This is a genomic window from Arthrobacter sp. 1088 (assembly GCF_031455315.1).
GTDB lineage: Bacteria > Actinomycetota > Actinomycetes > Actinomycetales > Micrococcaceae > Arthrobacter.
The window spans coordinates 173,180-196,239 of record NZ_JAVDSM010000004.1 but is presented as its reverse complement, the minus strand read 5'-3'; the positions used below and the strand labels follow the sequence as shown (position 1 = coordinate 196,239).

Annotated in this window: 18 protein-coding genes; 7 read left to right on the top strand and 11 right to left on the bottom strand. The window is 63.6% G+C overall.

Features of this window, described 5'->3' with window-relative positions:
• Positions 1–51 precede the first annotated feature (51 nt).
• The 4 genes from gatB to J2Y41_RS07640 form a co-directional block, all read right to left on the bottom strand.
• Positions 52–1,560 (bottom strand): Asp-tRNA(Asn)/Glu-tRNA(Gln) amidotransferase subunit GatB, encoded by a 1,509-nt coding sequence (gene gatB, locus J2Y41_RS07655; RefSeq protein WP_309927718.1) that lies wholly within the window; start codon positions 1,558–1,560, stop codon positions 52–54.
• Positions 1,560–3,128 (bottom strand): Asp-tRNA(Asn)/Glu-tRNA(Gln) amidotransferase subunit GatA, encoded by a 1,569-nt coding sequence (gene gatA, locus J2Y41_RS07650; protein WP_224166909.1) that lies wholly within the window; start codon positions 3,126–3,128, stop codon positions 1,560–1,562. The genes gatB and gatA overlap by 1 nt, the downstream gene beginning before the upstream one ends.
• 5 nt (positions 3,129–3,133) lie before the next feature.
• Positions 3,134–3,430 carry an Asp-tRNA(Asn)/Glu-tRNA(Gln) amidotransferase subunit GatC gene (gatC, locus tag J2Y41_RS07645; protein WP_017199363.1) on the bottom strand — a complete coding sequence of 99 codons (297 nt, stop codon included), beginning with the start codon at positions 3,428–3,430 and terminating at the stop codon, positions 3,134–3,136.
• 156 nt (positions 3,431–3,586) lie between these two features.
• Positions 3,587–5,041 carry a CitMHS family transporter gene (locus J2Y41_RS07640; protein WP_309927716.1) on the bottom strand — a complete coding sequence of 485 codons (1,455 nt, stop codon included), beginning with the start codon at positions 5,039–5,041 and terminating at the stop codon, positions 3,587–3,589.
• Between the two features lie 198 nt (positions 5,042–5,239).
• Between J2Y41_RS07640 and J2Y41_RS07635 the strand changes: the two genes are divergently transcribed.
• Together J2Y41_RS07635 and J2Y41_RS07630 are read left to right on the top strand one after the other, a co-directional pair.
• Complete coding sequence (locus J2Y41_RS07635) at positions 5,240–7,024, top strand: ATP-binding protein (protein WP_309927714.1); 1,785 nt, start codon at positions 5,240–5,242, stop codon at positions 7,022–7,024.
• A complete protein-coding gene (locus tag J2Y41_RS07630) occupies positions 7,017–7,676 on the top strand; it encodes a response regulator (RefSeq protein ID WP_224092025.1) in 660 nt (219 codons plus the stop codon). Before J2Y41_RS07635 ends, J2Y41_RS07630 begins: the two co-directional genes overlap by 8 nt.
• Positions 7,677–7,689: 13 nt before the next feature.
• Here J2Y41_RS07630 and J2Y41_RS07625 read toward each other — a convergent pair whose 3' ends face one another.
• Positions 7,690–8,082: a RidA family protein gene (locus J2Y41_RS07625; protein ID WP_224092023.1), complete on the bottom strand. Its 393-nt coding sequence runs from the start codon at positions 8,080–8,082 to the stop codon at positions 7,690–7,692.
• 69 nt (positions 8,083–8,151) lie between these two features.
• Positions 8,152–8,664, bottom strand: a complete 513-nt coding sequence (locus tag J2Y41_RS07620) for a GNAT family N-acetyltransferase (RefSeq protein ID WP_224166906.1) — start codon at positions 8,662–8,664, stop codon at positions 8,152–8,154.
• Positions 8,665–8,716: 52 nt separating this feature from the next.
• Between J2Y41_RS07620 and J2Y41_RS07615 the strand changes: the two genes are divergently transcribed.
• From J2Y41_RS07615 to J2Y41_RS07595, 5 genes are all read left to right on the top strand, one after another.
• The gene (locus J2Y41_RS07615) at positions 8,717–8,983 is read left to right on the top strand and encodes a hypothetical protein (protein WP_309927709.1); all 267 of its coding nucleotides are present in this window, start codon (positions 8,717–8,719) and stop codon (positions 8,981–8,983) included.
• Between the two features lie 216 nt (positions 8,984–9,199).
• On the top strand, positions 9,200–10,318 hold the full coding sequence (locus tag J2Y41_RS07610) for an ABC transporter substrate-binding protein (RefSeq protein WP_309927707.1): 1,119 nt from the start codon (positions 9,200–9,202) through the stop codon (positions 10,316–10,318).
• Positions 10,319–10,320: 2 nt separating this feature from the next.
• On the top strand, positions 10,321–11,250 hold the full coding sequence (locus J2Y41_RS07605) for an ABC transporter permease (protein ID WP_309927704.1): 930 nt from the start codon (positions 10,321–10,323) through the stop codon (positions 11,248–11,250).
• Positions 11,226–11,969, top strand: a complete 744-nt coding sequence (locus tag J2Y41_RS07600; RefSeq protein ID WP_309927703.1) for an ABC transporter ATP-binding protein — start codon at positions 11,226–11,228, stop codon at positions 11,967–11,969. The genes J2Y41_RS07605 and J2Y41_RS07600 overlap by 25 nt, the downstream gene beginning before the upstream one ends.
• A gap of 67 nt (positions 11,970–12,036) precedes the next feature.
• A complete protein-coding gene (locus tag J2Y41_RS07595) occupies positions 12,037–13,404 on the top strand; it encodes an LLM class flavin-dependent oxidoreductase (protein WP_309927701.1) in 1,368 nt (455 codons plus the stop codon).
• Positions 13,405–13,448: 44 nt separating this feature from the next.
• On the opposite strand, the gene J2Y41_RS07590 is transcribed toward J2Y41_RS07595, so the two are convergent.
• The 5 genes from J2Y41_RS07590 to J2Y41_RS07570 all read right to left on the bottom strand — a co-directional run bounded on the left by J2Y41_RS07590 (position 13,449) and on the right by J2Y41_RS07570 (position 23,041).
• Positions 13,449–14,657: an AAA family ATPase gene (locus tag J2Y41_RS07590; RefSeq protein ID WP_309927700.1), complete on the bottom strand. Its 1,209-nt coding sequence runs from the start codon at positions 14,655–14,657 to the stop codon at positions 13,449–13,451.
• Positions 14,658–14,690: 33 nt separating this feature from the next.
• On the bottom strand, positions 14,691–15,515 hold the full coding sequence (locus J2Y41_RS07585; protein WP_309927698.1) for an inositol monophosphatase family protein: 825 nt from the start codon (positions 15,513–15,515) through the stop codon (positions 14,691–14,693).
• On the bottom strand, positions 15,512–17,809 hold the full coding sequence (gene ligA / locus J2Y41_RS07580) for an NAD-dependent DNA ligase LigA (protein WP_309927692.1): 2,298 nt from the start codon (positions 17,807–17,809) through the stop codon (positions 15,512–15,514). The genes J2Y41_RS07585 and ligA overlap by 4 nt, the downstream gene beginning before the upstream one ends.
• Positions 17,810–17,879: 70 nt before the next feature.
• Positions 17,880–22,340, bottom strand: coding sequence for an FtsK/SpoIIIE domain-containing protein (locus J2Y41_RS07575; RefSeq protein ID WP_309927688.1), 4,461 nt, complete (start codon positions 22,338–22,340; stop codon positions 17,880–17,882).
• Positions 22,337–23,041, bottom strand: coding sequence for a hypothetical protein (locus J2Y41_RS07570; protein ID WP_224092011.1), 705 nt, complete (start codon positions 23,039–23,041; stop codon positions 22,337–22,339). Before J2Y41_RS07570 ends, J2Y41_RS07575 begins: the two co-directional genes overlap by 4 nt.
• Positions 23,042–23,060 lie beyond the last annotated feature (19 nt).

Sequence of the window (23,060 nt, the reverse complement as noted above, 5' to 3'; positions counted from 1 at the left end):
GCGGTTGTTCTGACACCTCAAAACAACGACAACTGCCAGCTACTTGGGTACTTAGGCCTGTACGCCGAGCTTTTCCAGGATCAGTTCGCGTACACGGCCGGCGTCGGCCTGGCCACGGGTGGCCTTCATGACACCGCCCACGATCGCACCGATGGCCTGGACCTTGCCACCACGGATCTTCTCCGCGACGTCAGGCTGTGCTGCCAGTGCGGCGTCGATGGCTTCCAGAAGCGGACCGTCGTCGGAAACCACCGCAAGGCCGCGCTTTTCAACGATCTCGGCGGGTGTACCCTCGCCTGCAAGTACGCCGTCCAGGACCTGGGTGGCCATCTTGTTGTTGATCTTGCCGTCCTCGACCAGCTTGTTCAGCTCGACGATGACCTGCGGCGTGACACCGAGAGCGGAAGGATCGACGTCGGCAACCTTGGCGCGGCCAACAATCTCACCCATCCACCACTTCCGGGCAACATCTGCGCTGGCACCTGCCGCGATGGTTTCCTCGATCGAGTCCATGACTCCGGCGTTGACCACATCGCGGAACTCCAGATCCGAGTAGCCCCAGTCTTCCTTGAGCCGCTTGCGGCGCTCGGCCGGCGGCTCCGGAAGGGTGGCACGAAGCTCCTCCACCCACTCACGGGAGGCGACGACGGGAACCAGGTCCGGTTCAGGGAAGTAGCGGTAATCGTCGGCGTCGGACTTGGCGCGGCCCGACGTCGTCGAACGCGTGTCCTCGTGCCAGTGGCGCGTCTCCTGGATCACCGGCTGGCCGGAGTCCAGGACGGCAGCGTGGCGCTGGATCTCGTAACGAACGGCGTGCTCGACGGCGCGCAGCGAGTTAACGTTCTTCGTCTCCGAACGGATGCCGAAGCGTTCCTGGCCGTGCGGGCGCAGGGAAACGTTGGCGTCGCAGCGGACGTTGCCGCGTTCCATCCTGGCGTCCGAAACCCCAAGGTTCTTCACGATTTCGCGGACCGCGGCAACGTAGGCCTTGGCCAGTTCAGGGGCACGGCTTCCCGCACCCTGGATCGGCTTGGTGACGATCTCCACGAGCGGCACGCCGGAGCGGTTGTAGTCCACCAGCGAGTAGTCGGCGCCCTGGATGCGGCCTGCGGAGCCACCCATGTGGGTGAGCTTTCCGGCATCCTCTTCCATGTGGGCACGCTCGATCTCGACGCGGAAGACCGTGCCGTCTTCGAGCTCGATGTCGAGGTAGCCGTCGTAGGCGATCGGCTCGTCGTACTGCGAGGTCTGGAAGTTCTTCGGGGTGTCCGGGTAGAAGTAGTTCTTCCGGGCGAAACGGCAGTACTCGGCGATCTTGCAGTTCAGGGCAAGGCCGATCTTGATGGAGGACTCCACAGCCGTCTTGTTCACCACCGGGAGGACGCCGGGCATGCCGAGATCCACCTCGTTGACGTTGGTGTTCGGCTCATCGCCGAAGACGTTCGGGGCGGAGGAGAACATCTTGGTCTTGGTGTTGAGCTCCACGTGGACCTCGAAACCCAGAACAGGATCGTACTTCTCCATGGCCTCTTCGAAGCTCAGGGTTGCGTCGACGGACATTAGTTTGAACCTCCGGCGGAGTTGGAAGCGGCACCGAGAGCGGGTGTCTTCAATTCAGGAGCCTGGGCAAGAAGCGGGCCGCCCCACTTTTCTTCCAGAATGGACTCAAGCACAGCACCCACACGGTAGAGGCGGGCGTCCTGGCGGGCAGGGGCCAGCAGCTGTACGCCAACGGGCAGACCGTCCTCGTCAGCCAGGCCGCCGGGCAGCGACAAGCCCGGGATCCCAGCCATATTGGCCGGAATGGTTGCGACATCGTTCAGGTACATGGCCAGGGGATCGTTCGCCTTCTCCCCCAGTTTGAACGCTGTGGTGGGAGCCGTAGGCGAAATGAGGACATCCGCCTTCGAGAACGCGGCGTCGAAGTCGCGCTGAATGAGCGTGCGGACCTTCTGCGCCGAACCGTAGTAGGCGTCGTAATAACCAGCGCTCAGGGCATAGGTGCCCAGGATGATGCGGCGCTTGACCTCATCACCAAAGCCGGCGGCACGGGTTGCACCCATGACGCGCTCGATCGTCAGGGGGCCGTCCTTCGGCAGGGCACGCAAGCCATACCGAACGCCGTCGAACTTGGCCAGGTTGCTGGACGCCTCGGACGGCATGATGAGGTAGTAAGCGCCCAGGGCGTACTTCAGGTTGGGGCAGGAAACCTCAACGATTTCCGCGCCGGCATCCTTGAGCAGCTGAAGGGACTCGTTGAAGCGGTTCTCGACGCCGGCCTGGTAGCCTTCGCCGTGCAGCTCCTTGATGATGCCGATCTTCATGCCGGCAACATTGCCCACGCGGGCAGCAGCAGCAAGGTTGTCGAACGGATCGGTCAGGGACGTGGAATCGAACGGATCATGGCCGCCGATAACTTCCTGCAACAGAGCCGCGTCCAGCACCGTGCGGGACACCGGGCCAATCTGGTCCAGCGAGGACGCCATGGCAATCGCGCCGTAACGGGAAACTGCACCATACGTCGGCTTCACGCCGACGGTTCCGGTGACAGCACCTGGCTGGCGGATCGATCCACCAGTGTCCGTGCCCAGCGCCAGCGGCGCTTCAAAAGCGGCGACGGCGGCAGCCGAGCCACCCCCTGAACCACCAGGAATGCGGTCCAGGTCCCAGGGGTTCCGGGTGGGCCCGTACGCCGAATGCTCCGTGGAGGAACCCATGGCGAACTCGTCAAGGTTGGTCTTGCCCAGAATCGGCATCTTCGCAGCACGGAGCTTCTTGATCACCGTGGCGTCGTAGGGGCTGTGCCAGCCCTCAAGGATCTTCGAACCAGCCGTCGTCGGCTGGCCGATCGTCACGATGAGGTCCTTCACGGCAATCGGCACACCGGCCAGGGCATGAAGCTCCCCGGCAGCGGCGCCACCGGCGGCGCGCGCAGCATCAACCTCGGCCGCAACAGCCAGGGCTTCCTCGGTATTAACGTGCAGGAACGCGTTAATCTGGCCGTCCACGTCAGCAATACGGTCAAGGTGCGCCTGCGTCACTTCAACAGCGGAAACCTCGCGGGCGGCAAGCTTCGCAGCAAGATCGGCAGCGGAGTGGCGAATGAGTTCGTTCTTCAGCTCAGTCATTGTAATTAGTCCTCATCCAGGATTGCCGGGACCTTGAAACGGTTCTCGTAAGCATCCGGAGCGCCGGACAACGCCTGCTCAGCCGTAAACGTGTGGCCCACGACGTCCTCGCGGAACACGTTGGTCAGCGGAATCGGGTGGGACGTGGCCGGGACATCTTCCCCGGCGGCTTCGCTGACGGACTTCACCGAATCCACGATGACGGCAAGCTCGACCGCCATCCTGTCCAGCTCTTCGGCACTCATTTCAATGTGAGCCAGACGCGCAAGATGCGCGACGTCGTCACGGTTGATCGCAGCCATGGATCTCCCCTGCAAAGTTCAAATGGTTTTCCGAACCAGTCTACTTGGCTTGGGTGAGCCGCCGTACGCCGAAGCACAACAACGCGGGGTCACCTACGGCCCATCCAAGGTGTCTGGATGGGCCGTAAGTGACTCCGCGTTGCTTGATGGGGTTGTTTAACCGATGCCGATTGCTCCGGTCAGGACTCCGACAGCCAGCATGACGATCGAGATGACTGCCGTGCGCCAGAGGACCTTCTTGTGGTGGTCGCCCAGGTCTACCTTGGCCAGCGACACCAAGAGCAGGATGGCGGGGACCAGCGGGCTCTGGAGGTGGAAGGGCTGGCCGGTGATGGAGGCGCGGGCCATGTCCGCTGCGCCGACGCCGTAGTGGGCTGCGGTTTCACTGAGGACCGGAAGTACGCCGAAGTAGAAGGCGTCGTTGCTCATGAAGAAGGTCATGGGGATGCTCAGCACGCCGGTGATGACTGCCATGAAGGGACCCATGTCCGCGGGGATGATCTGGACGAGCCACTCGGACATTGCCTTGACCATGCCGGTGCCGTTGAGGACACCGGTGAGGACTGCAGCGGCCATGACCATGCTGACGACGGCGACGATCGACGGCGCGTGGGCGATCAGCTGGGCACCCTGGTCCTTGACCTTGGGGAAGTTGACCAGCAATGCGATGGCCGAGCCCACCATGAAGACGAACGGGAGCGGGACGATGTTCGCTACCAGAGTGACCATGACGGCGACCGTGAGTCCAAGGTTGAACCAGAACAGTTTGGGACGCAGCGTGGTGCGGTTGGGATCCAGCGCGGTATCGGCCATGGCGGTGTCCTGATCGTCCACCAGCTCTTCAGTACGTTCAAGAACTGCGACGCCGGCGCCTCCGCCGGTTACCGGCTTGGGCGCGGTTGTGGTTGAGCCGGCGCGGCCAAAGCCGCCGCGGCCCTTGCCGCCGTCGAACGCGTCGGAAGGATCGGCGACGTCGCCCCAGATTTCGGGGGCGGTGGTGCGGAGGCGGTTACGTTCCTGCAGACCAAGCAGCCAGGAGAAGACGAGCACGACGATGAGGCCAACGATGAGGGACGGGACCATGGGGACGAAGACGTCGTTGACGTCCAGCTTCAGTGCTGTAGCGGCGCGGGCTGTGGGCCCGCCCCACGGCAGGATGTTCATGGTGCCGTTCGCGAGGCCGGCCACGCAGGTGAGGACCACGGGGCTCATCTTCAGGCGCAGGTAGACCGGCAGCATGGCGGCGGTGGTGAGGATGAAGGTGGTTGAGCCGTCGCCGTCCAGGGAGACTGCCGCAGCGAGGATCGCCGTACCGAGGACTACCTTGGCGGGGTCATTGCCAAGCTTGCGCAGGATGAACTTGACCAGGGGGTCGAAGAGCCCGACGTCGATCATCAGGCCGAAGTAGATGATGGCGAACATGAGGAGCGCGGCCGTGGAGGTCATGGACTTCATCGAGTCCATGACCATGGGACCGATGCCCAAGCCGGCCCCCGCGAAGAGACCGAAGATGGTGGGGACGATGATCAGCGCCAAGACGGGCGTCAATTTTTTGGTCATGATCAGGACCATGAATACCGCAATCATTGCGAATCCAAGCAAAACCAGCACGGCCGGCTCCTTACTACTGTGAAGGGCACCACTTCGATGTGATGCGCACTACAGACGTTATAGTGGCGCCCGTCACGGGCTGGGGTTTCCGGGAATTGTTGGGAATACTGATCATTGCGAGCGTTTTGCGCATTGTGCTCAGTGCTTCAATGGAGCTGGAGGAAAGGAGTAACGGTGCCGCGCTTTAGCAGGGTCAGTATGCGTTTCTCCACCCAGACGCTCCTCCTCCAACTGGGGGTAGTTCTGCTTGTAGTGCTCCTGAGCGGTGCCGTCCACGCTTGGCTGGTTTACGAACGGATCGGCGACGAAGCCGAAAACCAAGCACTCACCCTCGCCCGCACAGTTGCGGCGGATCCCGACATCAGGGAAGACGTCCAGGCCATCAGCAAAGAAGAAGGAACCCCGCCAGCCAGCGTTCTGGCGGCCGGCCCCTTGCAGGCAGCAGCGGAAGCGGCCCGGGTCCGCACCGGGGCACTCTTCGTGGTCATCACGGACGAAACCGGACTCCGGTTGGCCCACCCGGAAATTGCGCGGCTCGGTGAGCGCGTCAGCACAGACCCCTCAGTAGCGTTGGCAGGCCGGGAAATCACCACCCGCAACACGGGCACTCTGGGTCCATCAGCGGGCGCCAAGGTGCCGGTGTACGCGCCCTCGGCTGAGGGCACAGGTACTGAGGGCGTAGGCACGGCTGGATCAATCGTGGGCGAAGTCAGTGTGGGCTACTCCATGGAGTCCCTCAGCAAGAGCCTGGCACAGGACATTGTGCCCATTGCCCTGACCGCCGGCGGCGCACTCCTGGCTGGCGTCCTGGCTTCGTTCCTGCTCCGGCGCCGCCTGCAGCGCCTCACCTTGGGCTTGGAACCAGAGGAGATCAGCACCCTGGTCCACGATCAAGTGGCAGTACTCCAGGGCGTGGACGAGGGCGTGATCGGCATCGCGGCCGACGGACGCATCTCCGTGTTCAACGCCGCTGCCGCCAGGCTCCTGGACCTGCCCGACGCCACCGGCCAGGACTGGGCTACAGCCAACGTTCCCGGTCAACTCAAGCAGCTCACCCAGCCGGCAGCCCGTGACGCCGAAGCCGTGGAACTGGTAGCCGGTGGACGGGTCCTGGTGGCCAGCGCCCGAAAAGCCTGGCACCGCAAGGAAGACCTCGGCTGGGTGGTCATGCTCCGCGACCGCACCGAACTGCAGCAATTGACCCGCCAGCTGGACGCCGTGGGAACCATGTCCACCGCCCTGCGTGCCCAGCGCCACGAATTCGCCAACCAACTCCACACCATTGCCGGCTTCATGAGCATCGGCCAACACGAGCAAGCCAAGGAGTACCTGGCAAGGATCTCCGCCACCGGCCCCCTCAAGTTCCCTGTGGAGCAGGCGGAACTCCTTCAGGACACGTACTTGCAGGCTTTTGTCGGCGCCAAGAGTGTGGAGGCCTCCGAACGCGGAGTGGCGCTGAGGATCGGGCCGGAAACGTTGGTCCGGGGACACGTGGCCGATCCGCAGGACGTCACCACAGTGCTCGGCAACCTGATCGACAACGCCGTGAGTGCCGCCGTCGCCGGTTCCGCTTCGGAGCGTTGGGTTGAACTTGAGTTGCTTGACGATGCCGGCCAGGACAACGGAACCCTGCATATCGTCGTCGGCGATTCCGGAGACGGTTTGGGGAACCTGGAACCTGAGGAAGTCTTCGCTGAAGGATTCACGACGTCGGAACAACCGGTGCGCCAGGGGGCCGGACAAGGTTTGGGCTTGGCTTTGGTGCGGCAGTTGGCCCGGCGCAGGGGTGGGGACGTCCACGTCCTGGAGACCGGCAGGAAAGGCGGCCCCGGAGCTGTCTTCATGGCCACAATTCCTGGCGTGATGGGGCGATCGGCCGACGCCGGCGCTGAAGCCCCAACCAGCACGGCGGCTGGAAGGGAAGCTGGCCGGGAAGCCAGCCGGGAGGCCGGAACGACAATGCGGGAGGACAGCAGTGGCTGAGGATTTGAGGGTGCTCATTGTGGACGATGACTTCCACGTTGCCAGACTGCACGCGGCTTACGTGGACTCAGTAGCCGGATTCATGGCGCTCGCTCCGGCCGGTTCCGCGTCCCAGGCTTTGCAGGCGATCCACAGCCTGCGTCCTGACCTGGTGTTGCTGGACGTGTACCTGCCGGACGGTTCAGGGCTTGATTTGCTGGGCCAGCTGGACATCGATGCCATCATGCTGACAGCGGCCTCCGATGCCCCGTCCATCAGGGTTGCCATGCGGCGCGGCGCGCTGGGGTACCTGCTAAAGCCCTTCACCGCGGAATCCTTGTCCCAGCAGCTGAGGTCCTATGCACGGTATCGCCGGATCCTTGGACAGCAAACGGGCGTTGACCAGACCACGATTGAACGTGCCAAGCGGGCACTGATCCCAGGTGACGTGACGCCCGCTCAAAAACCACGCTCGGCAACCGAAGCGGCGGTCCTGGAATCGCTGCTTCCCGGCGAACAGTACTCAGCCGCTGAAGTCGCAGACCGGGTGGGCGTTTCCCGGGCGACGGCGCAGAGGTACCTGTCCTCGCTTGCCGACGATGGCGCCGTCGAAATCCAATTACGCTACGGAAGCACGGGCCGCCCGGAACACCGCTACGGCATCCCGGGCTAACCCAAGCAGGGCCTTACGCGGACTTCTGCGCGACGAGCTCGATTTCCACCAGCATCCTGGAATCCAGGAAGGGCAGCACGTGCACCAGTGCCAGGGTGGGACGGATCTCGCCGAAAACCTCGCCGTGGGCCCGGCCGGCGTCTTCCCACTTGCTGATGTCCGTCAGGTACAGCTTGGACTGAACGACGTCCTCGTAGGAGAACCCCGCTTCTTCCAGGACCGCTCCGAGCTTCTCAAGGATGTATTTGGTCTGCGAGTAGAAGTCATCGCCGACGATTGCATCCTGCCCATCAACGACGCCGGAAGCCGCCGTCGCAGAAATGAAGAGTGTGTTGTCCACCTGGACCGCGCGGGAGTACCCCAGGGTCTGTTCCCAGACGGAACCCGTGCCATATGTCTTGCGCATGCCGCGCCTTTCCTGATCGCTGTGCCCGTTCCGGTTGTACAAACCCGGCGGGGTTTACGAAAGGAAACTTTATGGCTGCTGGAGGTCCAGCCTGTAAACGAACAGCTTTATGTCGGTGCCGGGCACGAACCAGTCGCGGTGCGGAGCGCGGGCAAAACCGGTCCGGGCGTAGAGGGCATTGGCACTCTCCCACGTGGCTCCCGTAGTGAGGGAGACAGCACCGATGCCGTCCATCGCTTTGGCTTGCTCGACGACGGCCTGCACCAAAGCACGTCCGGCACCGGAACGCTGTACAGCGGGATCTACCACCAGGGTGCGCAGTTCCAGTTCGTCTTCCAGGCCGATGTCAGAGAATCCGCCACCGGCCGGTGCTGCCGTGACGGAACCGATCACCTGGCCGTTCCGTTCCGCGACGAAGATTTCGGCGTGCTCCGCGCGCGCTGCCACGTCCTGGAGTTGCTGCAGGTACGGGTGGTCCGCGCTGCCGTAGTACCCCGCGGTGACGTATGAATCCTGCGTGATGCGGGCAACGTCGTCATAGTCTTCGGGCAGGGCTGGGCGGACAGTAATCGACGAATGCACTTATCAATGGTAGTGGCGCAGTCACCGCACAATATGCCAAACAGCCCTTTCCGTGACCGAACTATCAGTCAGCCGCAGAATTTCCGACGGCGGATTGTTGCGTCACGTTGTCCCCTTGCCAGTCCTTGGGCACCCTTTTGTGTTGCTTTCCATGGCCCTGGATTGCGTCCTGTGGCGTGCCGTGAAGCCCGGTTTCCCGCTGTTGCGGGCACGTGTCGAAGAGCTGGCGAAGGGTGCGGGGACCGTGCTTGAGTTGCCACACGGCAACCGCACATTGCCCTTCACCGCGCTAAACAAGCTGCGGATTGGATATCCCTAAGAAACACCGATCACTAAGAAATACCGATCGCCAGGAAATACCGATCCCTAAGAAATACAGAACAGGAGGAACGATGCCCCAGGCCCATTTCAGCGCGACGCAGGCTCGCACCTGCTGTCCGTCCTGCCTTCAGAAATAAGCGATCCGCACCACCGCCGCCCGTTTGAGCCCTTGGCTCCGGGCTGAGGCGACCCACCCGCACCTGAAAGGCTTTACATGTCCGCGTCCCCCCGCGTTCGAACACGGATCAACACAAATCATCAACGCACTGCACCCAACCGCCGCCAAGTCCTCGGCGCCTTCATCGCCCTCCCCGCCCTCGGCCTATTGACTGCCTGCGGCGGTTCGGCCACGGCTGGTGGCGACGCCACACAGGCCGCGCAGGTCACGGCACCGCTGGCCACCTCCGTCCCGGAAGGGACCACGCTGGTGGTGGGCGACCCCACGGTACAGGTTGCCTTGGAACTCTCCGGCCTGGACAAGAAGCTCAGCTTCCCGGTGAAGTTTGCCAACATTTCCGGCGGCCCGGCCACCACCGAAGCGTTCCGGGCCAACGCGCTGGATGTCGGTTCCGTGGCCGACATACCTCCCATCCATGCCACGTGGACCGGCCTGGATGTCCGGATCATTGCGGGCGTCTTTCGCAAAGACGCCGTGAACCACCCACTTTATGAATTGGGTGTGGCCCCGGGCGCCGGGATTACGGAACTCCAGGGCCTTCGTGGCAAGAAGATCGCCTACAGTCCCGGCCAGGCGCAGGGCGCGCTTGTCCTGCGCATCCTGGAAAAGGCAGGCCTGGAACAAACAGACGTCAAGCTCGTGGAACTGCCCAGCACCGGGGACACGTATTCCACCGCCCTGTCCAGCAAGCAGGTTGATGCTGCCCCACTGGGAGGCGTCCAAATCAAGCGATACCTGGCCAAGTACGGCGCCGACGGCGGAACCACTCTCCGGCACGGCCTCCGCGACGATCCCGGTCACCTGTACGCGCCGGCAAAGGTCTTGGAGGATCCGGCCAAGGCTGCCGCACTTGCGGAGTATGTGAAGCTCTGGGGACAGGCACAGCGGTGGGTCCAGGACCACCCCAGGGAATGGCTTGAGGGCTACTACGTCAAGAACCAGGGGCTCTCCCGCGAGGACGGCCAGTACCTGATCGATGCCGCCGGCGAGCGCGATCTCCCTGCCTCGTGGACGGAGGCCATTGCCCGCCACCAGCAAACCATCGACCTGCTGGCACGCGAGCAGAAGAAGCCCAAACTGGACGCTGCAAAGCTGTATGACCTGCGCTTCGAAGCTATAGCCGGCACGGCCTACGCTGCGGCAGGGGGTGCCTAGCCATGACAACAACTGCTGCCCAGCGCGCGACTGCCGCTACGGCAGGAACCCGCACGGCTCCCCCACAGACGCGCGACGTCGGCACCCAACCGGGCGCCGTCGTCGAACCCCACCTCGACCCGGCATTGACGGGCCGCCCCGATGTCCGGCCCGTCAGCCGCCGCCTGGGTCCTGGACCAAGACGCCGCCTGGCCGGTTTGGTGGGCCCCGCCGCCCTGATCCTGCTCTGGGTGGTTTCCTCCGCTACAGGCCTCCTGGATCCCCGGATCCTGTCCGAGCCGTGGACCGTGGTGTCTACGGCGGGCGAGCTGATCGCGGACGGCCGACTCCAGGAGAACCTTGCAATCTCTGCCCAGCGTGCAGGCTTCGGGCTGTTGTTCGGGATTGTGGTGGGAGCCGTCCTGGCTCTCCTGGCTGGACTGAGCCGGGTGGGTGAGGCCTTGATCGATGGTCCTGTGCAAATCAAGCGCGCCATCCCCGGCCTTGCCCTGATCCCCTTGCTGATCCTTTGGTTCGGCATCGATGAAACCATGAAGGTCCTCACCATCACGTTGGGGGTGTTCGTGCCGATCTACCTGCAAACGCACGCCGGACTGCGCGGAATCGACCTGCGATACGTCGAGTTGGCACAGACCGTCGGGCTAACCCGGTCCGGGTTCATCCGCCGCGTGGTGCTCCCCGGGGCGCTGCCCGGATTCTTCCTGGGGCTCCGCTTCGCCGTCACTGGCGCTTGGGTGTCCTTGGTGGTGGTGGAGCAGATCAATTCCACCAGCGGCATCGGCTACATGATGGAGCTCGCCCGCACGTACGGCCAAACCAACATCATCGTCCTGGGCCTTGCCGTCTACGGCGTCCTGGGCCTGCTTTCCGACGCAGCCGTCCGGCTCCTGGAACGAAAGGCATTGTCATGGCAACGCACGTTGGCGGGCTGAGTGCCTCGCAGGGAGTCGGGCCGCGCACGGCACCTTCCCACGAGGTCTCCGTGCGCAACCTCATCCGAAGCTTCGGTCCCAAGGGCGTGCTCAACGGCGTGGACCTGGACATCGCTCCGGGCGAATTCGTCGCCCTGCTCGGCCCCAGCGGCTGCGGTAAGAGCACACTGCTCCGTGCCCTTGCCGGCCTGGACCGCGACGTCCGCGGGAGTGGGATCGTCAAGGTCCCGGACCAGGTGTCGGTGGTGTTCCAGGACTCGAGGCTCCTTCCCTGGGACACCGTCCTGGGCAACGTCACGTTGGGCCTCAAGTATGACGACGCCGATGCCCGCGGACGCCGTGCACTCGCCGAGGTGGGACTCGCCGGCCGCGAAAAAGCCTGGCCGCACGAGCTGTCCGGAGGTGAGCAACAGCGCGTTGCCTTGGCGAGGTCGCTGGTGCGGGAGCCCCGGCTGCTTCTTGCCGATGAACCCTTCGGTGCCCTCGACGCCCTGACCCGCCTGAAGATGCACGCGCTCTTGAAGGAACTTGTTGCCGCGCATCGCCCCGCCGTCCTGCTCGTCACCCACGACGTCGACGAGGCCATCACCTTGGCCGACCGCGTGATCGTCCTTCAAGACGGCCGTGTAGCCCTCGAGCGCCAGGCCGGAACCGGCGTCGGGCATTCATCGCTGAGGGGCGAGCTGCTCGCTGCCCTCGGCGTCCACGTTGGTGCCTGAAACCCAACCCACACCAGAACCCAACCCACACCAGAAATAACCCCTCACCAGAATCAAGGAGAAACCCATGCCCGCCCCACAACGCCAACTCCACCTCAACGCCTTCCTGATGAGCACTGGCCATCACGAGGCCTCCTGGCGCCTGCCGGAAAGTGATCCTTTCGCCTCCACCAAGGTGGAGCACTACCAGCACCTGGCCCGCACGGCGGAACGCGGAAAACTCGACTCCATCTTCTTCGCAGACTCCCCCGTCCTCTTCGGCGAGGTGGGCCGTCGCCCTGCCGGCAAGCTGGAACCCACGGTGCTGCTGACCGCCATCGCGGCGGCAACCCGGAAGATCGGCCTGATCGCCACAGCCTCCACCACCTACAACGACCCCTTCAACCTGGCACGGCGCTTCGCGTCGGTGGACTGGGTCAGCGGTGGTCGCGCCGGTTGGAACGTCGTCACGACGGCGGGGCCGGACGCTGCGCGAAACTTCGGCGTCGATGACCAGCCTGCGCATGCCGTCCGTTACGAGCGGGCGGCCGAATTCATCGAAGTAGCCCAGAAGCTGTGGGACAGCTGGGAAGACGACGCCGTGCTGGCCGACAAGGCTGAGGGAGTCTGGGGTGATGACACCAAGATCCGCACCATCGAGCACGAAGGCAAGCATTTCCGTGTCCGTGGTCCCCTGAACGTCCCCCGTTCCCCGCAGGGCCACCCGCTGATCGTGCAGGCGGGATCCTCGGAAGACGGTAAGAAGCTCGCCGCCCAGTACGCCGAGGCCGTGTTCACAGCCCACCAGACAGTGGAGGATGCGCAGGCTTTCTACGCCGATTTGAAGGCCCGCACCCTGGCCGTGGGGCGCGATCCCGAGGGCATCAAGATCCTGCCCGGCATCGTCCCGGTCATTGGTTCCACGGAGGCAGAAGCGCTGAAGCTGGAGCGTGAACTCGACGAGCTGATCAAGCCTGAATACGCCCGCGAACAGCTGGCAAGGACCCTGCGGGTGGCACCCGCGGACCTTCCGCTGGACCAGCAATTGCCTGCGGACCTCCCCTCCGAGGACGAGATTGAGGGAGCCAAGAGCCGGTACACGCTGATCGTGGAGCTTGCCCGCCGTGAACAGCTTACGGTCCGGCAACTGATCGGCCGTTTGGGCGGCGGACGTGGGCACCGCACCTTCTCAGGGACGCCGGAGCAAGTGGCCGATGCCATCCAGGACTGGTTCCAGGCAGGCGCCGCCGATGGCTTCAACATCATGCCGCCCGTCCTGCCGTCCGGGCTGGAGGTCTTCGTGGACCAGGTAGTGCCGATCCTTCAGCAGCGTGGCCTGTTCCGCACCGAATACACGGCGTCGACGCTGCGCGGACACTACGGGCTGGCACGCCCCGGGAACCGCTTCTCCGGTTCCGCGGCGCAGCAGCTCACATCCATCGGTTCGGCCTTCTGATGACTGGCTGGCCCCGGCCGCGTGCCTGGCGCTGTGGTTCGAGGTCAGCGTTTGGGCCAACTCCACAATGGGCCTTCCAGGGATCCGAGTCCCTTGATCCTGGTCTCGCCCAGATCCTTGTAAAGCTCGTGCTCATGGGCCGCTCCGCTTTCCCGGAGCGCCCTGAGCAGCGCTTCGGAGTGTGTCACCACGATGATCTGGCTGTTGGCACTGGCTTGGATGATGAGTCCAGCCAGTGCCGGCATCAGGTCGATGTGGAGGCTCGTCTCGGGTTCGTTGAGAACCATCAATTCCGGAGGCCGGGGAGTGAGCAACGCGGCGGTCAGGAGCAGGAAGCGTAACGTACCATCCGAGAGTTCGGCCGCTTTCATGGGCCGCAGCATCCCAGGCTGCCGCAACTCAACGGTGAAGCGGCCGTCGCTTACGGCTATTTCGAGGCGGCTTCCCGGAAAGGCGTGATCGATCGCTGCGTCCAGCTGCCGTTCAAATCCCACTTCACGCAGGGTCTGCAGCGCCGCCGCCAGGTCCTTCCCGCTGTGGTGCAGCACGGGAGTGCGGGTGCCGAGTTGCGCCTGCCGGGCCGGGGCTTCGGCATCTGTCCGGAAGTGATCGTAGAACCGCCAGGAACGCACGGAGTCCCGGACCCGCAGTACTTCAGGAGCCCGGTCCTGGTCCGAAACTTCCGTCAGCATGCTTTGGAAAGTATCCAGCCGGCGCGAGAGTTCGGTCCATTCACCGTCAGGCCCACGGAGCTTCGCAAGGCTTCCTTTGCGATCCACCAACAGGGAACCTGGCCTTGCGATCGGTCCGGAAAAGATCTGCTCGCGCTTGACCTCGGGATCCAGGCTAAAAGCCGAAGGGCGGGGCCTGCCTGTTTCCTGGTCAAAGCCGGCGCCACTGGACACGGGCATGCCCAAGTCCACAAGGTAACCGAAGTCGTCACCCGAATACCCCAGTTTCAGGTTGACGGAATCCCGGCGGACGGTACCTTGGACCGGAACTTCGCCCCGCCGCATTGCCTCGCTGATTGATTCAGGACCGGCCCACAGCGTCGATGCCAGCCCGCCATCCCTGGCCAACGATCCCACCACGTTTCCGGAGTCGCCACCGGCGCATTCGGCCAGCAGGCGCAGCGCACGGTACAGGGAGGATTTGCCACTGCCGTTGGCCCCTGTCACCACGTCCAGGCCATGCAGCTCAATCGCGAGATCGCGGATGGAGCGGTAGTTGGCGATGGCGAGGGTCTTGATCATGGCGAGGGGATGCTGGTCATGGGTACAGGAAGGTCACAGGGGAAATTTACCGGACAGCTCCAAAGCCCCTGCGCACGTCCACGCGGCCAGGCGATCCTCAAGTGTTGGACCGCCGTCGAGTGGGCTCGCGAGCCGTGGCCTTCGCACCCAACAGCCCGCTTCTTCGGCGATCAGTGCGCCGGCAGAGAAATCATGCTCGTTCAATCCGCGCTCCCCAAAGGCGTCGTAGGTGCCATCTGCCACCAGGCACAGATCCAACGCCGCGGACCCCAGCCTCCGAACATCCGCGAAGCCGTTCATCAGTTCGGCGAGGCCTTCTGCCTGATTGGCACGGGTATCGGGATCGTAACTGAATCCTGTGGCAAGGATGAGGCCGGTGCGTCCGGGAACGGGGCCCGCCAGACGGGTAGTCTCCCCCGCGACTTCCAACCAGGCGCCCTCGCCCCGGGCGGCCGAGTACACCCGACCCAGGGCCGGCGCATGAACTACTCCCGCCAACCAGACGCCGTCGGCATCCGCCACGGCCACCGACGTGGCGTAATAGACGATGTTGCGGATGAAGTTGGTAGTGCCATCAAGCGGATCAATGGACCAGCGGTAACCCGAGGCTCGCTGGGGCCGGGTGGTGCCGTGCTCCTCCCCCGTGATGGCGTCGTTCGGCCGGGCCGCAAGGATAGCCTCGCGGACTGCGTTCTCTGCTGCGACGTCGAACTCGGTCACCCAATCGCCGGCATCGCCTTTGTTGGATATTCCCAATCCCACGCCGCCTGTGCCCGCGGCAGCTCTCCGGGATAGTACAGCCGCGCCCGCAGCAGCAGCGTGTTTCGCTACGGCGAGCAGCTCGATGGCGTCGGTCATTCTGCTTCTGCTTTCACTGTCTCTGCAGCATCGGCCTCGGCTGCAGCGTCAGCGTCGGCCTCGGTGTTCGCCGGGCCCTTCTCCAACAACTCGCGGAAGCCGTCCTCATCCAAAATCGGAACACCGAGTTGCTCGGCCTTATCCAGCTTGGTCCCGGCACTTTCACCAGCCACGAGGTAGCTGGTGTTCTTGGACACCGAGCCGGAGGCCTTCCCGCCACGAATGATGATGGCTTCCTTGGCTTCGTCCCGGCTGAAGTTTGGCAGGGTCCCCGTAACCACGATGGTGAGGCCCTCAAGGGTTCGCGGCACGCTGGTATCGCGTTCGTCTTCCATCCGCACTCCGGCAGCTGCCCAGCTGTCCACGATCTCGTTGTGCCAGTCCACGGCGAACCATTCCTTCAGGGCCGCCGCGATGGTGGGTCCCACGCCGTCAACATGCGCAAGCTGCTCTTCAGTGGCGTTGCGGATCGCGTCCATGCTGCCGAAGGCCGTCGCAAGGGCACGGGAGGCTGTGGGTCCCACATGGCGAATGGACAATGCCACGAGGACACGCCACAGAGGCTGCTTCTTCGCTTTCTCCAGCTCGGCAAAGAGTTTTTCCGTGGTTGCCGTTGGCTTTGAAGGCGACTTGGCCGTTCCCCTTGAGTAGAAGTACGGAACAAGCTCATACTGGCCAGTCCCTACACCCTTGGACCTCTTCTCCCGGCGGATCATGACATTCGCCAGATCCTCAGGCTTCAACGTGAACAGCGCGGCTTCGCTGGTCAACGGAGGAGTCTCCGGCTCTGCCGGCTGCGTCAAGGCGATCGCTGCTTCCCAGCCCAGGGCCTCGATATCGAACGCACCGCGGCCAGCCAGATGGAAAACACGCTCACGCAGCTGCGATGGGCAGGACTTGGCATTGGGGCAACGGATGTCCACGTCGCTTTCTTTTGCCGGTGCCAATGGCGTACCGCAGGACGGGCACTCGATGGGCATCACGAATTCGCGCACGGGTGGGTCCTGTTGGTCTCGCAGCGCCAGCACGGGTCCAACGATCTCGGGGATCACGTCACCGGCCTTGCGGAGAATCACGATGTCGCCGATCATGACGCCTTTGGCCTTGACCACGTCCTGGTTGTGCAGAGTGGCCATTCCCACGGTGGAACCCGCGACCTTCACCGGCTCCATCATTCCAAACGGCGTGACGCGCCCCGTGCGGCCCACGTTGACGAGGATGTCCAAAAGCTTGGTGTGGACTTCCTCCGGCGGGTATTTGTAGGCGGCTGCCCATCTGGGGACGCGGGAAGTGTAACCGAGGGCACGTTGTGTGGCGAAGTCATCAATTTTGACCACGATGCCATCGATTTCATGAAGGAGGTCGTGCCGGTGCTCGCCATAATGGGCGATGAATTTCAGGACGCCTTCAAAGGAATCCAGAACCTTGAAATATGGGCTGACAGGCAGCCCCCAGTCAGCCAGCAACTTATAGGTTTCGGATTGGCTCATGGCATTCAGGCCCTCCCGGGCACCGATGCCGTGAACGAACATGCTCAGTGGACGCTTTGCTGTTTCGGCCGGGTCCTTCTGGCGGAGCGAGCCCGCAGCCGCATTGCGTGGATTGGCGAGGGGGGCCTTGCCTGCGGCAACCAGGGCTTCGTTGAACTCAACGAACGCCTTGGAAGGAATGAATACTTCCCCACGGATTTCAACTTCCGAGGGATAACCCGAGCCGCTGAGTTGACGCGGGATCTCCTTGATGGTGAGCACGTTATGAGTGATGTCCTCACCTGTTGTGCCGTCGCCCCGGGTGGCAGCGCGCACCAATTTTCCGTCCCTGTACAGCAGGTTGACGGCGAGTCCATCGATTTTCAGTTCAGTCAGCCAGGCAATGGGCGGGACGCTGTCCCCGAGCTTGGCCACGGAAGCTTCAGCCTTACGTACCCAGGCTTCGAGCTCCTCGAGGGAAAAGACGTCGTCCAGGCTGTACATCCGCTGTAGATGCGCGACGGCAGTAAAGGCGGCAGAGACTTCGCCGCCGACTTCCTGCGTAGGCGAGTCATTGGAAACGAGTTCCGGATGCAGCGCTTCGATTTCTTCCAGGCGACGGTAGAGTTCATCGAACTCGGCGTCGGAAACCGTGGGCGCGTCCTCTTGGTAATAGGCATACCGGTACTTGCGAACGAGGTCCGCAAGTTGCTCATACTCATCCCGCAGGCTCTCCGACGGAGGTGCTCCCTCTTCTGCGACGATGGCCGCAGCGGCATCCTGGGTTGTGGTATCGACCGGATCTGGATTCTCTGGTGTGCTCACAGGTCTATCTTGCCGCAAGCCGCGGACATTATTTTGTCCTGGCGGAGTGGGGGCCCGTACCAGCCAGTTCCTAGCTACGGTTCTCCGGCGGCATGGCGATCTGCAGCTTGCGTACCTTTCCACGTCCCACGATGTACCCGCGGCCAGGGATGAAGTCCTTGCTGATCCGGCCCAGCGAGGTGTTAAGGAGGGTATCCCCTTCCACATCCCCAGGGTTGAGCAACAGTCCACGCCTGCCCGATTTGAAGGGCTGGGCCAAGGACCATGCCTGGGACCATGTGGACGTTTCGGATTCGCCAACAACCCATTGATCGGCCTTGATGGCAGCCGTGACCAACCGTCCCACGCCCGATTCCGCCAACGTGTCCGTGAACTCCGTCAGGCCCTCGATGAAGATGGCCATGGTGCCCGGGTTGTCCGTGGCTTTGTCGATGAGATCATCCACCACGTCCGAGACCTCGTCAGGCCCCACCAGGGACCTGCTCCAGATGTTCAGGGAGGCAACCGCAGAGCGGCGGGAGCCGATGTAGATAAGGTCCGTCCGCGGGTTGGACCGCCGCAGGGCGTACGCCAACGTGACCAACGCAACTGTGCGGCCGGCACCCGGCGGCCCCGCGAGCAGGAGCGAACCCTTTGCAGCGATGGTGGCCGAACCCAAGGTCTCATCGTCCACGCCAATAACAGGATTATCCGGGGCACCCGAAGGCAGGATATCCAAATCCACGAGTTCCGGAAGCCGCTGTATCTTTGGCGCCTGCTCCAGGCCCTGGCGCACCATGGCCTGGCTGAGTTTGGACACTTCGCGGGCCTGCAGCGCCAGGTTCGAGTTGCCACCCAGCACCGCCAGTTGGACTTCCAGGCCATCGAGCAAACCGCGGCCGGGCGGCGAGGCTGCGTTGAGGACGTCCTTGGGCACATCGAGCGTCATGTAATCGTCTTCGGAGCTAAGACGCAGGACCAGGCGTTTTTGGATCGAGGCAAGGAGCGACGCCGGCACAGAGTTGGTTCGGTCACCGCTCACTACCAGGTGGATACCCAGGGGACGTCCATCCGTTGCCAGCTGGAGGAAGATGTCCCACAGCGCGGACAGGTTGCTGTACTCATAGCCTTCACGGAAGGCGGACATGCCGTCCACCAGGATGAAGATACGCTTTTCGTCCGGACGGTTTGCGAGCTGCCGGTATTCAACAATGGTGGAGGCCCGGACCTCGGCGAACCGGGCGGCGCGGTCATCGGCAACTTCCTTGAGCCACCGCAGAAGGCGGCCAACCCGCTCCACATCGTCCCCGTTGATGACCTCCCCCACGTGCGGCAGTCCCTCCAGCATCTTCAAACCTGAAGAACCACAGTCGATGCCATACACGTGGACGGGCCCACCACGAGGTGTGACGGCGGCGGCGATCGCGATTCCGCGCAGCGCCGCCGACTTGCCCGAACCACCCGTACCGTAGACGGCCATGTTGCCGTCCTTGTCCGGTTCATAGAACACGGTGGGCTGGTCCTGGTGTGCGGGGTCATCGGCCACGCCGAGCAGGAGCCGCTCGTCCGTGCGCGGGTTTGGCAATTTGGAGAAGTCGTAGGTCATGGCGAGTTCGTTCAACCACGGCTTGCGTGGTGGCTCAATCGCCAGGAAATCCGCGGCACGGATAATGTTGCCTGTCATTCTGGCGATGTCGTTGGGGCCTGCAGGTTCTTCCTCCACAGCTGTGGCAGGCGGCGGCTCCCAGGAGGGACCGGATCCGAAGGCCATCTCCACGATGTCGATCCGGGGGCGCTGCGGCTTCTCGGTGGTCCAGCCACCCGCGTATCCGGTCTGGAACCCCTGGATGCGGCCCGGGCCGGTTTTCGCCGCACCACGGCCTGGAATGGACGGGTCGAAGTATGCCGCCGTGGGGACGCCAAGAATGTCCACGGCATCCACTTCATCTGCCATGCGCAACGCGACCCGGAGATTCGTGTTTGCGCGCAGGTTGTCCTTGATGACACCCGCAGGGCGCTGGGTGGCGAGGATCAGGTGCAAACCCAGCGAACGTCCACGGGCAGCAACGTCCACCACGCCGTCAACGAACTCGGGGACTTCGGTGGCAAGCGCCGCGAATTCGTCCACGATGATGATGAGGTACGGCGGCGCCTCGGGGTCTGCTTCCCGCTGCAGAGCCAGCAGGTCCTTGGCCTTCTTACGGTTCAGCAGGCGTTCCCGATAGTGAAGTTCGGCCCGCAACGAAGTCAGGGCCCTGCGTACCAGGTGCGGAGACAGGTCGGTGACGAGCCCCACGGTGTGGGGCAGGTGCAGGCAGTCCGCAAAGGCGGCACCACCCTTGTAGTCCACGAACAGGAAGCTGACGCGGTCCGGGCTGTAGGCCGCTGCCATTCCCATCACCCACGACTGAAGGAACTCCGATTTACCTGCGCCGGTGGTTCCGCCCACGAGCGCGTGGGGTCCTTCATTCTTAAGGTCCAGGTAGAACGGTTCAACGCCCTTGGAGCCCACCAAGGCACGCAGGCTTCCGTTGTCCTTGCGGTTGGGCACCGCCGTGGCATGGACTGAATTGTTCTCCTGCCAGCGTTCGGCAACGGCCTGCGGGTTGTCCATGAGTTCCTTGCCGATCAAAGTGGCATAGGAAACGGCACGCGGGAGGTCCGAATCGTCCTCGAGCGGATTTCCGACATCCACCAACGGCGACATCATGCGCGCCAGCTGCGTGGCGAGACCGGCGTCGAGGCTTTCGCAGCTCACAGGGTAGGTGTGGCGGCCAAGCCGTACTTGGCCGGTAGTGGTGCCGTGATCGCCGTCGACGGAGAGGAAGTCCCGGCAAGCAGCAGGCAGGGACTGCACATTCGCTGCCACCCACATGACGTGCACCCCGAAGTCCGGGCCGCGTTCCACCAGCCGCGTCAGCCGTCCCCGGTCCACAGGTGCATCGTCCTCAACGACCACCAGGACAGCAGGTACCACGGGGCCTGGAATCTCTTCGTGCTCGTCCTTGAGCGCGGGGCGTGGCTGCGGACCAGGCTCATTGGCCTGGGCCTCGCGCTGCTCCACCAAGTCCTCCAGGCGCGAGAGCAGCGAGGCACCAGCAGCAGGGCCGGCGGCCAGATGGTCGCCGGAGAGCGGGCTGTGACCGGAACCAACGTGCGGGAGCCACTGCAACCAGTCCCAGCGCTCACGCGAGCGGGCCGAGGTCAATGCAGTCAGCACCACCTCCGCAGGCGAGTGGAGTCCCACCAGCTGAAGCACCATGCCCCGGGCGACATCGTCCACCACGTTGCGGTCCCCTGCCACGCCGAACGAACCCGAAGTGCGCAGCTGGGACACGATCGGCACGCCATCAATGACACGGACCTGCTGCAGGCATTCCTGGATTTCCCTCATGTACCGGGGTTCGGTTTCGTTGGCACCGGGTTCTTCGAACTGAATCCGCGACGGCGAAGATCCGAGTCCGAACCGGACACCAAGGAAATGCTGATGCTCAGGACGGTTGGTCCACAGGAGGGGGCCGAGTTTGTAGATCGCATCCACGGTATCGCTGACCGATGGTGCTTCCTGCAGCCGCACGGCCCGTTCAATGTTCTGTTGCCGGTCAATGTCCTCCCGGAACGCAAGCATGGAAGCCTGGAATTGCTTATGGCCTTCCTTCGCCTGGCGCTTGCCCTGCATCTTGTGGTCCACATAGTGGCCAACGATGAACAGCGGCATCATGGCCATGAAAAGCACCGAGAGCAGGTTCTGGGTGAAGGCGAAGAGGACGCCACCCATCAGCAGCGGTGCGATCAACATGACGTACGGGAATGGTTGGTGTTCAGGCCGTTTCGGCCCGGCCGGCGGCACACGTTTGGGAGACTCAAACCTCGGCAGCACACGAGGCGAGCGGTTGAAGTCCACCAGCGGCGATGATGGGCCGCCGCCATGGTTCCGCGACAGTGACACAACCCCAACGGTGGTATCGCCCAAGGTCACCGTATCCGAGGATTCAAGCGTTGCCCGTGTGACCGGCAAGCCTTCCATGAGGAGTCCGTTGGCCGAGTTCGTGTCCACGATCTCCACGGTCTCGCCAACTGTGATGCGTGCGTGGCGCTTGGACGTCAGCGGATCCGAGAGACGGATGTCCGCGTCCCTGTCCCGGCCGATGTAGCTGGTGCCGAAAGGCAGCGAAAATTCGCGTCCGACGTCGGGCCCTGACATGACGCGCAACGTCGCCGCGGCTGGTCCCCGGTTTTGGCCGTTGGCACCACCGTTGCCGTTCGACGCGAACTGCTCGCCCACCTGCGCGAGCGAAACCTTGGAGCCGGGCCGCAGTCCGGACTCGAGCAGGTTGTCCGAGGGCCTGAGGACATGGCCGGAAAGCCCGCCGCCCACGAACGCTTCGTCCACGCTGATGGACAGGTTCGACGGCGGTTCGGTGCCCTTGCGCGCGGGGTCGGCAACCCAAAGTTCGGTGGCGATGTCCGCCACGGTGGCGCGACCATCCACCGTAACGGCGAGGTCCTTTGCTTCCGCGGGGTCTCGCCGCAGGGTCAAGCGGAACTTCATGCTTCGTCTACTCCAGACATGGATTCCAGAAGGTACAGGTCCGCGGCTGTTACCAGGTGCGAGGTCACGGCGTGCTCCACCAGGCGGGCACGGCGGTTGGTGGCGAGTTTGCCGGCGCCACCACGCAGGCCCACTACGCCCACGCGGTCCAACTTGTCGCAGACGTTGTCCAGCTTGCGATTGAAGCGGGTCAGGGCCCAACCAAGCCTCTTGGCCGCCTCCGCCGAAGACGGAATGGCGCTGAAGCCGGTGCCATCGCGGCGCAGCATGGGCTCAGCGAGGGCGACGATCAAGGCTTTCTGCGAGTCGGTAAAGACCACAGGCCCGATGGTGGTGTCCCCCGCTTGGTCCTCGTCCCTGGCTTCATGCCGGAAGGACGGCGTCTTCAAATGCACGGCGAACTCGTACGTGGTGGGGCCCGCAGTGAAGATGACGTTGGTGTGGCTGAAAACGAGTGGAATCCGCGCGCCGGGAGCCAGCCAGGCCTGCATGCCGCCCGATCCGTCCGCGACCGTAGCAGAGAGCATGCTGCCTACGTTGCTGAGCCACCACATGCCGTCATACCGTGCAATCTGCAAAAAGCGCCGGTGCAGGTAAGGGTTGTCGTCAACCTCCAGGTCGCCTTCCCTGCCGATGTCAAAGACGTCTTCGTCGGATGGTTCGTACCATTCGCCACAGAAATCTATTGCTAGATCCCCCATGATCTGTGCCTCCTCAATC

What these genes read in the sequence shown, in the direction of transcription:
- gatA (WP_224166909.1), bottom strand. Translation starts at nt 3,128, where the DNA reads ATGACTGAGCTGAAGAACGAACTCATTCGCCACTCCGCTGCCGATCTT.
- gatC (WP_017199363.1), bottom strand. Translation starts at nt 3,430, where the DNA reads ATGGCTGCGATCAACCGTGACGACGTCGCGCATCTTGCGCGTCTGGCT.
- J2Y41_RS07595 (WP_309927701.1), top strand. Translation starts at nt 12,037, where the DNA reads ATGCCCGCCCCACAACGCCAACTCCACCTCAACGCCTTCCTGATGAGC.
- J2Y41_RS07590 (WP_309927700.1), bottom strand. Translation starts at nt 14,657, where the DNA reads ATGATCAAGACCCTCGCCATCGCCAACTACCGCTCCATCCGCGATCTC.
- J2Y41_RS07585 (WP_309927698.1), bottom strand. Translation starts at nt 15,515, where the DNA reads ATGACCGACGCCATCGAGCTGCTCGCCGTAGCGAAACACGCTGCTGCT.
- J2Y41_RS07635 (WP_309927714.1), top strand. Translation starts at nt 5,240, where the DNA reads ATGCGTTTCTCCACCCAGACGCTCCTCCTCCAACTGGGGGTAGTTCTG.
- J2Y41_RS07570 (WP_224092011.1), bottom strand. Translation starts at nt 23,041, where the DNA reads ATGGGGGATCTAGCAATAGATTTCTGTGGCGAATGGTACGAACCATCC.
- J2Y41_RS07610 (WP_309927707.1), top strand. Translation starts at nt 9,200, where the DNA reads ATGTCCGCGTCCCCCCGCGTTCGAACACGGATCAACACAAATCATCAA.
- J2Y41_RS07605 (WP_309927704.1), top strand. Translation starts at nt 10,321, where the DNA reads ATGACAACAACTGCTGCCCAGCGCGCGACTGCCGCTACGGCAGGAACC.
- gatB (WP_309927718.1), bottom strand. Translation starts at nt 1,560, where the DNA reads ATGTCCGTCGACGCAACCCTGAGCTTCGAAGAGGCCATGGAGAAGTAC.
- J2Y41_RS07625 (WP_224092023.1), bottom strand. Translation starts at nt 8,082, where the DNA reads ATGCGCAAGACATATGGCACGGGTTCCGTCTGGGAACAGACCCTGGGG.
- J2Y41_RS07575 (WP_309927688.1), bottom strand. Translation starts at nt 22,340, where the DNA reads ATGAAGTTCCGCTTGACCCTGCGGCGAGACCCCGCGGAAGCAAAGGAC.
- J2Y41_RS07600 (WP_309927703.1), top strand. Translation starts at nt 11,226, where the DNA reads ATGGCAACGCACGTTGGCGGGCTGAGTGCCTCGCAGGGAGTCGGGCCG.